A 13552-nucleotide genomic window follows, 5' to 3' on the forward strand; every position below is an offset into this window, starting at 1 on the left:
GATGATTTTATTTGGCAAGTCAAAAAATTTGGACAAAAAACTTTATTAGTATAGGATTAGTTAATTTATTTGTATTTATTACTTTTTATGCATTGTTAACAACATTGCCTCTATATGTGATAGGGGAATGGGGCATTTCTGAAGCAAAAGCGGGATTAGTTGTGACGATGATGTTACTCTCTGCTATTCTTGTTCGTCCATTCTCTGGTAATTTATTAAGTTTATTTGGAAAGAAAAAAATGTTAGTGATTGGTGTTTGTTTATTTACTGTAACAACAATATTTTATGTATTTGTACATTCGTATATAACTCTCTTAATATTGCGCTTTTTGCATGGAATTTCATTTGCTATTTTAACTACTGCCACTTCAGCAATTGCCACAGATCTCGTTCCACCAAATAGAAGAGGAGAAGGGCTTGGTTATTTTACGATGTCGATGAATGTTGCAATCGTAATTGGTCCCTTTATCGGATTAACCATTCAACAATTATTTTCCTATTCCGTATTACTTGTATTATTGAATGTTTTTGCTATTATTAGTGTGTTTTGTGCATTTATTGTCCAAAACAGTGAAAAGATTGAAGATAAGGTACGTGTATCATGGTCTATGAAAAATTTATTTGAACCAAAAGCATTGTTATTTTCTATTATTGGTCTACTTGTGGCATTTGCATATGCTAGTATTGTTTCGTTTATATCTGTATTTGCAGAAGATGCTGGGCTATCGCATGTATCAGGTTACTTCTTCTTAGTTTTTGCTTGTGCGATGCTTCTTTCTCGCCCTTTTTTGGGAAGAATGTTTGATTTAAAAGGTCCAATTTTTGTTGTCTTGCCATGTATGCTATTATTTTCACTTGGCTTTATTGGATTGGCATTTGCATCAACAGGAACCATATTTCTAATCGCATCCGCAATAATGGGTGTAGGTTATGGCTCTTTATTGCCATTTCTATTGTCCATGATTGTGAACAAAGTTCCTGCTTCAAGAAGTGGATATGCTAATGCGACATTTTATACATTGTATGATGCAGGTGTGGCAATTGGTTCATTTGTATTGGGTCTTATTGTTAGTGGACTTGGATTTCAATCATTATATTTTTATTTAGCTATTTTTGTGTTGTTCATTGCGATATTCTTCGTAATTTTTGTGAAAATCGATTCCAAGTCATAATCAAGAATAAATATAAAAAAAGGCACTCACCAATTATAGTAGGTGAGTGCCTTCCGTTTATTCGAACATGCTTGTGGAGTGCTTTGGTTGAATTCTAGCTTTGGGATCCATATATGCTTTTGCGTTGTTGATTGCTGTTGGCCCTTCGCCAAATCCTGCTGCAATTAGATTAACTTTACCAGGATATGTGCAAATATCTCCAGCTGCGTAGATACCAGGTATGTTTGTTTCCATTTTCGAATTGACAACAATACTATTTTTATCTATTTCCAATCCCCAATTTTTTATTGGTCCTAATGATGAAATAAATCCATAATTCACTAATACATTGTCAACATCTATAGTAATTTCTTTATCACCTTTTACCTCTTTTAGAACGACTTGCTCAATTTTTTCGTCACCAATTAATGCTTCTGGTACAAATGGTGTAACGATATTTACTTTAGAATTCTTGAGGTTTTCCACACTACTTTCATGTGCTCTAAACTCATCACGACGGTGGACAATGCTCACTTGTTTAGCTATATTTTCTAGCATTAATGCCCAGTCAACAGCTGAGTCTCCACCACCAAATAGAACAACTTTTTTGTCACGGAATTTTTCCATTTTATCAACAAAGTAATGTAGATTAGTTGATTCGAATTGTTCTGCATTTGACAAAGTTAATTTGCGTGGTTGGAATGCACCATTACCGCCAGTGATGATAATCACTTTAGAATAATGTACTTCCTCGTTTGTTGTAATTTTGAATGTTTCATCTTCTAATTTCTCTACATTCTCAACAGATTGATTTAAGACAATCTCTGGGTCAAACATATCTGCTTGTGCTTTCAAATTATCGACTAATTCTTGTGCGCGAACTTTAGGAAAACCAGCTACATCATAAATGTATTTTTCTGGATATAATGCACTTAATTGACCACCGATTTGTGGTAAACTTTCAATAATTTTTACAGAAGATTGACGCAGTCCGCCATAAAAAGCAGTGAATAATCCTACAGGACCTGCACCGATAATTGTTATATCATAAACTTGATCTGACAAAATAGTCTCCCCCTAAATGTAACATCAATGGCTATTATTTTATCACAAATTAGTAGTAAATGAACAGTACTTAATCACTTTATAGTAGATGTAAAATGATTCTCGTTGGAAATCCTTAATATTTTTAACAAATTGAATCACAAGGGTTGAAATATGTCGGAAAAAGGTCTAAGATATACTATGGACTAATAAAAAGTGCAAATCTAACATAGTACGTGAATAATATCACGAATTTGCAAACAAATACTTAAATGGATGTGAGAAAGATGAATCAACCAAAAATCGTAGTTCTTGGAGCTGGATATGGTGGGTTAACTACTGTTGCAAAGCTACAAAAGAAATTAGGGGTAAATGATGCAAAAATAACTTTAGTAAACAAACATGACTATCACTATGAATCTACTTGGTTACATGAAGTTGCTGCAGGTACTTTACACCATGACAGAGGTCGCGTGAAAATAACTGATCTGATTCATTCAGCAAAAGTGAATTTTATTCAAGACACTGTAACTGCAATTAAGCCCGATGAGAAAAAAGTAGAGTTATCTAATGGTGTCATTGAATATGATTACTTAGTTGTTGCATTAGGATTTGAAGCAGCAACATTTGGTATTCCTGGACTATTAGAGAATGCATTTACAATCGGTAGTATTAATCAATCTCGTTTAATTCGTCAACACATTGAATATCAATTTGCAAAATACAACAACGAAAAAGAAGCAAAACAAGAGCGTTTGAATATCGTTGTTGGTGGTGGTGGATTCACAGGTATTGAATTTTTAGGTGAATTAGCGAACCGTATACCAGAATTATGTAAAGAATATGATATTGACAGAAGTAAAGTACGTTTAATTAACGTAGAAGCAATGGAAACAATTATGCCTGGTTTTGACCCTGAGTTAATTGAATATGCAATGAATTCTTTAGAAGCTCGTGGTGTTGAATTTAAATTAGGTGCATTCTTAAAAGAAGTGCGTGAAGACGGCATTACAGTTGAACAAAATGGAGAAAGAGAAGATATCCCAACAATGACAACTGTTTGGGCTGCTGGTGTACGTGCGAATCATTTAGTTGAAGAATCAACTCTTGAAGATAACCGTGGTAAAGTAGAAGTTACATCACACTTACGTGCACCTTCTCATGAAGATGTATTTGTCGTAGGTGACTGTGCGTTAATTTGGAATAAAGAAATTGATAGACCATATCCTCCAACTGCGCAAATTGCAATGCAAGAAGCAGAAGTTTGTGCACACAATTTAATTGCATTAGTTAAAGGCGGAGAGATGGAAGATTTCCAATTCATCAATCGTGGAACAGTGTGTTCTCTAGGTGATAAAGATGCAATGGGATCTATCTTTGGTGGTAAGAAATTATTCGGTTGGTCAGCTTCTTTCATGAAGAAAGTGATTGACAACCGTGCACTATTCAAAATCGGCGGAGTAGGTCTTGTATTGAAAAAAGGTAAGTTTAATATCTTTGGTTAATAACCATTTGCAGAAGAAGTAGAGGGATACTCCTCTACTTCTTTCACTATATTAAGAAGAGTAAGATACAGACTTGCAATAAAGATAGTTAACGATTAAAATACATATTTAGATAGATTCAAATAGAGAGGAAAACGGTATGATTCAATTATTTATTTCTGTTTTATTATTTTTTGTTTTATTTTTTGGGATTAGTTTTATTCTAAATATGATCTTAAGACAAACATGGCTAATGGTAATCGTATATCCGTTTATCGTTATTTTTATTATTGATAATGTATCTTTCACCGAATACTTCACTTCACCAGGTAATGCATTTTCCATGTTACTAAATGAATTCGCTTCACTTGGTATCCAAGATATCATCTTGCTATCATCTGGGATGATTGGTACGATACTAGCTGGTGTTGTTATTCGATTTTTAAGAAAAAATGGCTATAAAATGTTTTAAATGTATAATTTCATGAAATATGGAAAAGATGACATCTAGAGAAAGGTGTGATCTTTTTTTATGTTAGTAAAATGGATAAAGAATTTGAGTTTTGTTGTATTGTTTATGGTTGCAGTCATGTCGAGCTTTACTTTTGTATCTAATTTGTCAGCGCAAGAAGTGTATGCTGCAATAGCGGATCAAAAAGAGTTTTATAGAGAGATGGAAACACCTGTGCATAAAGAATTGTTAGATAAAAAGCGATATGTAAGACATCAATCTGCAGTTACTACTTACATTTCGAATGAACAAGTAACAGGTCCTACTACATTAGAAGAAACACTTGATTTATCTCAATATGAAGCAAAAACGGTTGTGGCAACAGGATATACAGCAGGCGTAGAATCTACAGGAAAAACACCAGACCATCCTGCATATGGAATTACGTATTCTGGTGTGAAAGTGACAAGAGATTTATATTCTACTATTGCAGCAGATACATCTGTCTTTCCGATTGGAACAATATTATTTATTCCTGATTATGGATATGGAATTGTAGCAGACACGGGCAGTGCAATTAAAGGGAATAAAATAGATCTTTACTATCCTACAGTGAAGGAAGTATATGATGAGTGGGGCAAGAAAGAAGTAGAAGTGTATGTAGTAGAATATGGAGAAGGTAAATTATCTGAACAAACACTTCAAACATTAAACGACACAGAAGCATTACAAGTTTTTAGAAGTCAATATTTATCACCTAGTTAAAATAGGTTAGAAAATCAATGAAAAAAGACTTTAATCTGTTAAAATTAGATTAAAGTCTTTTGTTATTTAGAAAATTATTTCTGTAGAAAACGATTTTCAACATCTTTATATAAAGAGTGGATGAAGCAAAAATGCAATAATTATTCCGGTTAGTCCGCCGAAAAATACTTCGATTGGTTGATGACCAAGTAATTCTTTTAATTCTTTTTGCTTTTCATACTCTCCCTTTTTTGACCATCCTTTTGCTTCTGATACAAAATAATGAAAATCTTTTACTAGCATGTTTAAAAGAATTGCTTGCTCACCAGCTTGTCTTCTTATTCCTGTTGCATCAAACATAATGATTATTGCTGTTACACATGATATAGCGAATAATCCAGAGGATAGACCATGTTCAATTGCAATCCCTGTAGTAACAGCTGTTACTGCTGCAGAATGACTACTCGGCATACCACCAGTACTAAATGCAAGTCCTGGTTTAAATTCCTTTGTTGCAATTAAATGTAATGGTACTTTTACAACTTGTGCAAAGATAATTGCTAATAGCGATGCCCATAACGGGAAATTATCGAAAAGCTCCAACTTCGTGCCATCCTTTCTACACTGTCAAATGATGCTATGTATGTTTTTTTTGTTAGCAATCTTTCCTTATTATATCATATGCATGTATGTAGTAAAAAAGGAAAAGAAGGTTCACTTTCCCTTTTTCATATTTACAAGTTTCAATAAATGGTTATTGGATAGCCGCTTCTAAAGATACTTCAATCATCTCATTAAATGTTGTTTGGCGCTCTTCAGAAGTCGTTTCTTCACCTGTGATGATATGATCTGATACAGTCAATATAGACAATGCACTACGATCAAATTTCGCTGCTAATGTATATAATGCAGTCGTCTCCATTTCAATTGCTAACACATTATATTGATCTAGTAAGGGGAGGAGCTCTTTCATATTGTCACGATAAAAACTGTCACTTGTAAAGACATTTCCGACAATTAAAGATAATCCTTTTTCTTTGCCGATATCATATGCTGTACGTAGTAAATCAAAGTTAGCTGTTGGTGCATAATCAATTGCATTAAATATCATACGATTTACTTGTGAGTCAGTAGATGAAGTACTTGCTAAGATGACATCTCTAACTTTTACATCTTTATTTATGGCACCACATGTACCAACGCGTATTAATTTCTTCACATCATAACTTTGGATTAATTCATTCACATAAATTGAGATAGAAGGAACACCCATACCTGTGCCTTGTACTGATATTTTCTTTCCTTTGTACGTTCCAGTAAAGCCATACATTCCTCTTACTTCATTGTAACAAGTAGGATTCTCCAAAAAATTCTCTGCGATGTATTTCGCACGAAGGGGATCTCCTGGTAATAAGACCGTATCAGCTATTTCACCTTTCTTTGCTCCTATATGAACACTCATGTAAGTATCCTCCTTATTAAGTATCTTATCTATACGTATTGAAAATACCATAATCAATACTAGAATACAAATAGTATTGTCGATATGTATCGATTGCTTTTTGGTAAAATTTCTTATGTTTTTAGTTTATAAATTATCTATAATCGTATATAATAAAAACTAGTAACTTCATATAATGAAAATGCATTCATAAAATGAAATAAGAATGGATTGCTGAGGAGGAATTAGGAATGAAAGAACAAACTTTTACAATTCAAAGTGATACAGGTATTCATGCAAGACCAGCAACACTTTTAGTAAACAAAGCAGGTCAATATGAATCACATGTAGAGTTACATTATAATGGCAAAACAGTAAATTTAAAATCAATAATGGGTGTTATGTCATTAGGTGTGCCTAAAGGTGCAGAAATCCGCATTACTGTAGATGGTAACGACGAAGAACAAGCATTAGAAGGCATTGCAGAAACAATTCAAGAACATTTGGGAAACTAAGTAGAAAATAGTGAAAACAAAAAAAGCTGGTATCCACTAGCTTTTTTCTACTTTATTCAGATAAGTGTATGTGATTTTTACCAAATGATAGAAAAGGTTGTGATACAAATGATGGAATTTCTTTATTTCCCTGAAGATAAAGCGGATTATATACCTGCTGCTATAAGTCTTTTCTTTTTTGTTGTAGCAGCTATTGCGGCAATGTATTTTTTTATAAAATATTCAAAAAAGGAAGAAAAGAAGTGGGAACAACAGATAGACTTTAACGAAGATCGCAAAAATAATTGATTATTATGTATCCTATTTGTTCATACTAGAGTATACGAACAAATAGGAGGTATACACTAATGAAGCGTCTAGTAAAAAGTCTTGTATTATTATGTGTACTTGTCATTCTTATCGCATGTCAAACAGATGAACGATCACCGCTTGAAGTGAGGTTGTATAATCAAGATTTAGATGCTGTTGGAACAGCAACATTTAAAAACCAACAAGATAAAGTAACGGTTCAAATAAAAGTAGAAGGGCTAGAACCTGGTTTCCATGGTGTACATATTCATGAATATGCAAAATGCGATCTACCTGATTTCCAAACAGCCGGAAATCATTTTAATCCTGAAGGAATGGAACATGGTTTAATGCATCCAGATGGGCCTCATCTTGGTGATATGCCGAATATCGAAGTGAAAGCAGATGGTACGGCAGATGTAGAATTTGAGTTACCTGGAGCAACATTGCTAGATGGGAAGAATTCTTTACTAAGAGAAGAAGGTACTTCCATTATTATTCACGAAAAAGAAGATGACGGAATCAGTCAACCTAGCGGTAATGCAGGGGCAAGACTGGTTTGTGGTGTGATTTCGTTATCGGAAAGTGAACAAGAACAAAAGCCAACAGACCCGACAGAAACAAATAAAGAAGAAGAGTAATCTCTTCTTCTTTATTCATTGTGTTAGTGAATGCTTGTATTATCTATTTTTCACAGCGTGTATGATTCGGCTCATGCCTTCTTTCACTCGTTCGCTTGTTGTTGCGATATTGACACGCATAAATCCAGTACCTTCTATACCAAATGATACGCCATCATTTAATCCTACTTTTGCTTCTTTCTGTAATAATTCTTTTAACTCTTCTTGTGTGAATCCAAGCTTTCGAAAATCAAGCCAAATTAAGTATGTCCCTTCAGGCTCAATCATCGTAATCTCCTCACAATCTTTTAACATGTCTTTTATCATTGTTGCATTTTTCAGGAGATGGTCTTTTAACGATGCTAACCATTCTGCACCATCAGTATAAGCGGCTTCCAATGCGGCAATACCCATTGTATTAATACCGTGAATTCCTTGCTTTTGGAACATTTGATCCAATTGTTCACGCATTTCTTTGTTAGGAACTACTGCGTAAGACGCTTGTAAACCAGCTAAATTGAATGTTTTGGTTGGTGACATACACGTAATCGTTTTGTCACGAATTTCGTCATCTAATGATGCAATAGGGATATGTTGATAAGAAGGATAGACTAAGTCTGCATGTATCTCATCAGAAAGTATTAGCACATGATATTTTTTACATAACTCGATAATCTTTATTAACTCTTCTTTAGACCATACTCGTCCTACGGGATTATGCGGGTTACATAGAATAAATGCTTTAATGCCTTGTTGCATTTTCTGTTCCATATCATCAAAATCAATCTCATATTTGCCATTAACAAATAAGAGTGGATTTTTTACTACTTTACGATTATGTGTTTCAATTATTTGATAAAATGGCGGATACACTGGTGTCTGAATTAAAATGTTATCCTGTTCATTTGTAAATGTCTGTACAGCCATATGTAGTGTTGTGATGACTCCAGGACTAAATTGTAACCATGATTTATTTATCTTCCAATGATGCATTGTGTTTACCCAGTTACTGACACTCTCTTTCACTGATGTATCAATTAATGTATAACCGAATATTCCATGATCTACTCTATCTTGAAGTGCTTTTGTTACGACTTCTGGTACTTTGAGATCCATATCTGCTACCCACATTGGTAATACATCCTCAGACCCATATAAGTGTTTAACCAAATCCCACTTTGCTGATTTTGTATTCTGTCTATTAATTTCTGCTTCGAATAGTGATGACATATTCGTCTCTCCTTTTTCTGTTATATCTATATACTATTTAATCATGTTTAGACAAATATTCATAGCAACTCAGTTTCATTCTTAGCTTTAATGATTGCCGGAACTAGTAATTGAGGAATTTCTTCTGGTAATAGGTGACCAACATTTTCATATAGAATTAATTTTGCATTTTGCAAATTAGATAGCAAATGATAGCCAAGTTCATATGGCAATAGTAAATCACTTTTGCCCCAAAATATTGTAATGGGTAATGTAATTTGTTTTAGTGCTTGTTCATGTAAGTCCCCTTGATGATTTTTTAACCATGTTAATAATGTCGGGTATATTTCTTTTTGTTCGAATGGATGTTTATATGCTTCAATCATTGTTGGTGTAATCATACTGTCATTATAGATACATTGTCGCAATACTTCTCTTACACCTTTGTTTCTTAAAAAGGATTTGGCGAAATAAGTAGATAATGGATTATATCGAACGAGTCTTGTGAACATTGGAGATTTTTTCATAAAGCAACATGGTGATAACAAAAAGAGTTCCTTTATCCGATTTGCATAACGATAGCCACATCGAATTGCAATTTGTCCACCCATGGAATGACCTAATACAGTGATTTTATGTATGTTTAATTGATCTAAAAGAAAAAAAATGGCATCTACCATATTGTCATATGTATAGAGATTATCCTTTATCTTCGAGCTGTTGCCAAATGGAGGAATATCCATACAAATAATGTTGTATGTAGCCGAGAGTTTTGGAATCATGTGGCGAAAGCAATATTGGGATGCTAAAAATCCATGAATTAACAATATGTATTCTTTAGACGGTTTTTGACAAGAATGTATTTCATAATATATTGCGTGATTTTTATAATGAACAAATGCTCCCATCTTCATTACTCCTTTGTCTAGGCATCATTTTGGATAAAAAAATAAGCAAAGCGAAAAAATCGCTTTGCTATCCAGGGGGAATACGAGAAAGTCTTACATAGTACTATACTTCCCATATTAAAAAATATTTAAACATGTTTGGTCAATTTTTTTTTAAAATGAATAATGTAACAAGATAGTAGATTATGAGACCACTGATAAAGTCAAAAATGCAAGTTGCAGTTACGAAGTAGTATGTTAATTTTTCATGGTCCTTTTGATTTGGTATTCCTTTTTTAAAATTTTTGCTATTTCACTTCCTTTTGTGCTAACATTATTAATTGTCTACAAGCAAATCGTATTTGAGAACAAGTTGAGGAGTGAAAGAATGTCAAATGAAATTAAAGTTGGAGATATAATGGAAGGTACTGTTACAGGTGTACAACCATATGGAGCATTTGTTTCTTTAAGTGAAGATGTACAAGGATTAGTTCACATTTCAGAAGTAACAAATGGTTACGTTAAAAATATTCATGACCATATTAAAGAAGGAGATAAGGTTCAAGTTAAAGTACTTGAAATTGATGAGGACCATAATAAATTTGCTTTATCGATTCGTGCATTAGAACAACCAAAAGTTGAAAAAGCAAAAGAAAAAGCCATTGCGGAAAAAGCAGGCGAACATGGTTTTAACACATTAAAAGACAAGCTTCAAGAATGGATTAAACAATCTGAATAGAGATGAATTCCTCCAAAAAAATCCAAACGATTCGAAAATGTTTAACGAATCGTTTGGATTTTGTGCGTATTAGATGGTTCTGCTTGATAACTTTGAGATTTTATATGTGCGTTGTAACCATTTCCTTATGCTTTTGATACGTCTAGCAATTAGGGACAGAAACTAGGTGACTTCGTAAACCGCCTTATGATAAGTCATCATCGGTTCGTACCTCACCGTGATTTCTATATCTCAGTCAGTTTACTCCAGTCACTACGTTTCTAACCGTTCCCCCGTGCTTTTGATTCTACTCTTCATTTTTGAATAGGAATGCAATGCTTATGATTCCGGCGATTCCAACGATTGTATAGATTACTCTTGCGAATGCGCCGTCTTGGCTACCTCCGCCGAATATGGTTGCAACTAAGTCAAATTGAAATAGTCCAATTAGTCCCCAATTTATTGCACCGACAATTACTAATATTAATGCAAGTTTCTTCATCGAATAAACCTCCTTTTTTGCTCTGTTACTTTACTTATTGTGTGGATTTTCAAGAAAAATATGCAATAACTTAGATGAAGTGGATGCACAGAAAGTAGAAGTGATTTTTTTGGAAAAGAAAATTTAAATTATCTTATTTTTTTGAAATTTTCATTTAAAATACATAAAAAACAATGTAACATGCTTGATTTCAAGCAAACTATTCGGTACATTTATAGAGTGATTAAAATATATGGAGGGTCTCAAAATGACACATGTTCGCTTTGATTATGAAAAAGCATTAAGTTTTTTTGGTCAACATGAATTAGATTATTTAAAAGAGCCAGTGAAACTTGCTCATGAAATGGTACATAACAAAACAGGTGCAGGAAATGACTTCTTAGGTTGGGTAGACTTACCGACTAATTATGATAAAGAAGAATTTGCTCGCATTAAAAAATCAGCAGAAAAAATCAAATCAGATTCGGATGTATTACTTGTTGTAGGTATTGGTGGATCTTATTTAGGTGCACGTGCTGCAATCGAAATGTTAAATCATTCTTTCTATAATGAACTAACAAAAGAACAGCGCAAAACACCACAAGTATTTTTTGTAGGAAACAATATTAGTGCGCCTTATATCAATGATTTATTTGATGTATTAAAAGATAAAGACGTATCTGTAAATGTTATCTCTAAAAGTGGTACAACAACAGAACCAGCAATTGCTTTCCGTATTTTCCGCAAGTTTTTAGAAGAGAAATATGGAGTTGAGGAAGCGAAAAAACGTATTTATGCTACTACAGATAAAGCAAAAGGTGCATTGAAAACATTAGCGAATGAAGAAGGCTATGAAAGCTTTGTTATTCCAGATGATGTAGGTGGACGTTATTCCGTACTTACTGCAGTAGGATTACTTCCAATTGCTGTTAGTGGAATTGATATTGATGAAATGATGTCAGGTGCTCAAAAAGCACAAGAAGAATTAAGCAATTCTGACCTTGATCAAAACCCTGCGTACCAATATGCAGCAGTTCGAAATGTTTTATACAACAAAGGAAATACAATCGAAATGCTAATTAACTATGAGCCAGCATTACAATATTTCGCTGAATGGTGGAAACAGTTATTTGGCGAAAGTGAAGGAAAAGACTTCAAAGGGATTTATCCATCAAGCGCAAACTTCTCTACAGACTTACATTCATTAGGTCAATATGTACAAGAAGGACGTCGTGATATTTTTGAAACAGTTCTACATGTAGAAGAACCAAAATCAAATATTACAATTGAAGAAGAAGCACAAGATTTAGATGGTTTAAATTATTTAGCTGGTCAAACATTAGATTTTGTTAATGAGAAAGCATTCCAAGGAACATTACTTGCACATACAGATGGACAAGTACCAAATTTATTAGTACATTTACCTAAATTAGACGCATACACATTTGGATATGTTGTATATTTCTTTGAAAAAGCATGTGCGATTAGTGGATACTTATTAGGAGTGAATCCATTTGATCAACCAGGTGTAGAAGCATACAAAAAGAATATGTTTGCATTACTTGGTAAACCAGGATTTGAAGAAGAAAAAGCCAAATTAGAAAAACGACTTTAAAAACAAAAGCGAAAGCGCCCGTTAAGAAACGTAGTGACTGGAGAGAATCAACAGAAATAAAGGAATCACGGAGAGCGTGCGAACCGATGATGACTTATTGATAGTTGATTATCGAAGTCACCTAGTTTCTGGGCGCTTGAGCTAGACGAAACAAAAGCGAAAGCGCCCGTTAAGAAACGTAGTGACTGGAGAGAATCAACAGAAATAAAGGAATCACGGAGAGCGTGCGAACCGATGATGACTTATTGATAGTTGATTATCGAAGTCACCTAGTTTCTGGGCGCTTGAGCTGGGTGTCGCTATTTCAGTTCACTAAACTTTTTCTATAAGTATTCATCTAATCTTTTCATTTACTGAAATAATACAAAACTCGGCCTTGTGTCGAGTTTTTTGTTATATGCGCATACATAAAATTTACTCAGTAGTAAAACATATAGACAAAAAGTAGGTGAATGTATGTATGAATTACAATCAACAATTGAGAATAAAGTATTTCCATTTCAACAAATTAAAATAGAGTTAGAAAAAGCAGGATACTCATTAAATGGTGCTTGGGAATATGATCATGGATATTTTGATTACAAATTAGCAAATGAAGATGGGTATCACTTTCTTAGAGTACCATTTCATGCAATAAATGGGGATATAGACAGTGATGAAGCAATAATTAAAATGGATACACCTTATTTGTTGACACATCAATATCAAAATAATGTGGATGCATATGCAGAGAGTAGTGTGATGCAAGCTGCATTTAATCAGTTTCAATCACCAACAGATAAAGATGCAGACATTCCTAGCCAATATGTGACAAAAGGAAAGCAAGTGCTATCAGAATTAGAAGTTTTGCTAAATAATATACCTAGCAAGTGAGTTATCATTTGGTTTGCAGAACGAATGAGTG

At 33.6% G+C, this 13552-nt stretch carries 16 protein-coding genes; 10 read left to right on the plus strand and 6 right to left on the minus strand.

Annotated elements, in window-relative coordinates; genetic code table 11:
* The first annotated feature begins 11 nt into the window (after positions 1-11).
* A complete protein-coding gene (locus tag ACFOZ1_RS04990) occupies positions 12-1172 on the plus strand; it encodes an MFS transporter (protein WP_390196593.1) in 1161 nt (386 codons plus the stop codon).
* A 57-nt stretch (positions 1173-1229) separates the two neighbouring features.
* Here the strand turns inward: ACFOZ1_RS04990 and ACFOZ1_RS04995 are convergent, their stop codons facing one another.
* Positions 1230-2216: an NAD(P)/FAD-dependent oxidoreductase gene (locus ACFOZ1_RS04995; RefSeq protein ID WP_390196595.1), complete on the minus strand. Its 987-nt coding sequence runs from the start codon at positions 2214-2216 to the stop codon at positions 1230-1232.
* Positions 2217-2482: 266 nt separating this feature from the next.
* Between ACFOZ1_RS04995 and ACFOZ1_RS05000 the strand changes: the two genes are divergently transcribed.
* The 3 genes from ACFOZ1_RS05000 to ACFOZ1_RS05010 all read left to right on the plus strand — a co-directional run bounded on the left by ACFOZ1_RS05000 (position 2483) and on the right by ACFOZ1_RS05010 (position 4895).
* Complete coding sequence (locus tag ACFOZ1_RS05000) at positions 2483-3700, plus strand: NAD(P)/FAD-dependent oxidoreductase (protein ID WP_390196597.1); 1218 nt, start codon at positions 2483-2485, stop codon at positions 3698-3700.
* A 139-nt stretch (positions 3701-3839) separates the two neighbouring features.
* The gene (locus tag ACFOZ1_RS05005; RefSeq protein WP_390196598.1) at positions 3840-4151 is read left to right on the plus strand and encodes a YuiB family protein; all 312 of its coding nucleotides are present in this window, start codon (positions 3840-3842) and stop codon (positions 4149-4151) included.
* 60 nt (positions 4152-4211) lie between these two features.
* Positions 4212-4895: a 3D domain-containing protein gene (locus ACFOZ1_RS05010; protein WP_390196599.1), complete on the plus strand. Its 684-nt coding sequence runs from the start codon at positions 4212-4214 to the stop codon at positions 4893-4895.
* 105 nt (positions 4896-5000) lie between these two features.
* Here ACFOZ1_RS05010 and ACFOZ1_RS05015 read toward each other — a convergent pair whose 3' ends face one another.
* Positions 5001-5477 carry a divergent PAP2 family protein gene (locus ACFOZ1_RS05015; RefSeq protein WP_390196601.1) on the minus strand — a complete coding sequence of 159 codons (477 nt, stop codon included), beginning with the start codon at positions 5475-5477 and terminating at the stop codon, positions 5001-5003.
* A gap of 151 nt (positions 5478-5628) precedes the next feature.
* Positions 5629-6336 (minus strand): purine-nucleoside phosphorylase, encoded by a 708-nt coding sequence (gene deoD / locus ACFOZ1_RS05020; RefSeq protein WP_390196604.1) that lies wholly within the window; start codon positions 6334-6336, stop codon positions 5629-5631.
* A gap of 230 nt (positions 6337-6566) precedes the next feature.
* On the opposite strand from deoD, the gene ACFOZ1_RS05025 reads away from it, so the two are divergent.
* The 3 genes from ACFOZ1_RS05025 to ACFOZ1_RS05035 all read left to right on the plus strand — a co-directional run bounded on the left by ACFOZ1_RS05025 (position 6567) and on the right by ACFOZ1_RS05035 (position 7759).
* A complete protein-coding gene (locus ACFOZ1_RS05025) occupies positions 6567-6830 on the plus strand; it encodes a phosphocarrier protein HPr (RefSeq protein WP_390196607.1) in 264 nt (87 codons plus the stop codon).
* Between the two features lie 84 nt (positions 6831-6914).
* Positions 6915-7118 (plus strand): hypothetical protein, encoded by a 204-nt coding sequence (locus ACFOZ1_RS05030; protein WP_390196609.1) that lies wholly within the window; start codon positions 6915-6917, stop codon positions 7116-7118.
* Between the two features lie 59 nt (positions 7119-7177).
* Entirely contained in the window at positions 7178-7759 is a 582-nt protein-coding gene (locus ACFOZ1_RS05035) for a superoxide dismutase family protein (protein ID WP_390196611.1), read from the plus strand.
* 39 nt (positions 7760-7798) lie between these two features.
* Here ACFOZ1_RS05035 and ACFOZ1_RS05040 read toward each other — a convergent pair whose 3' ends face one another.
* Together ACFOZ1_RS05040 and ACFOZ1_RS05045 are read right to left on the minus strand one after the other, a co-directional pair.
* Positions 7799-8968 carry a MalY/PatB family protein gene (locus ACFOZ1_RS05040; protein WP_390196613.1) on the minus strand — a complete coding sequence of 390 codons (1170 nt, stop codon included), beginning with the start codon at positions 8966-8968 and terminating at the stop codon, positions 7799-7801.
* A 59-nt stretch (positions 8969-9027) separates the two neighbouring features.
* The gene (locus ACFOZ1_RS05045; protein ID WP_390196615.1) at positions 9028-9855 is read right to left on the minus strand and encodes an alpha/beta fold hydrolase; all 828 of its coding nucleotides are present in this window, start codon (positions 9853-9855) and stop codon (positions 9028-9030) included.
* Positions 9856-10222: 367 nt separating this feature from the next.
* Here ACFOZ1_RS05045 and yugI point away from each other — a divergent pair, with 367 nt between their 5' ends.
* Positions 10223-10573, plus strand: coding sequence for a S1 domain-containing post-transcriptional regulator GSP13 (gene yugI, locus ACFOZ1_RS05050; RefSeq protein WP_390196618.1), 351 nt, complete (start codon positions 10223-10225; stop codon positions 10571-10573).
* Positions 10574-10859: 286 nt separating this feature from the next.
* Here yugI and ACFOZ1_RS05055 read toward each other — a convergent pair whose 3' ends face one another.
* Positions 10860-11054 (minus strand): DUF378 domain-containing protein, encoded by a 195-nt coding sequence (locus ACFOZ1_RS05055; RefSeq protein ID WP_390196620.1) that lies wholly within the window; start codon positions 11052-11054, stop codon positions 10860-10862.
* A gap of 247 nt (positions 11055-11301) precedes the next feature.
* On the opposite strand from ACFOZ1_RS05055, the gene ACFOZ1_RS05060 reads away from it, so the two are divergent.
* Both ACFOZ1_RS05060 and ACFOZ1_RS05065 read left to right on the plus strand, forming a co-directional pair.
* Positions 11302-12648, plus strand: coding sequence for a glucose-6-phosphate isomerase (locus ACFOZ1_RS05060; protein ID WP_390196623.1), 1347 nt, complete (start codon positions 11302-11304; stop codon positions 12646-12648).
* Positions 12649-13104: 456 nt separating this feature from the next.
* Entirely contained in the window at positions 13105-13521 is a 417-nt protein-coding gene (locus ACFOZ1_RS05065; protein WP_390196626.1) for a YugN family protein, read from the plus strand.
* Positions 13522-13552 lie beyond the last annotated feature (31 nt).

It is taken from the genome of Gracilibacillus marinus, assembly GCF_042651725.1.
Lineage (GTDB): Bacteria > Bacillota > Bacilli > Bacillales > Amphibacillaceae > Gracilibacillus > Gracilibacillus marinus.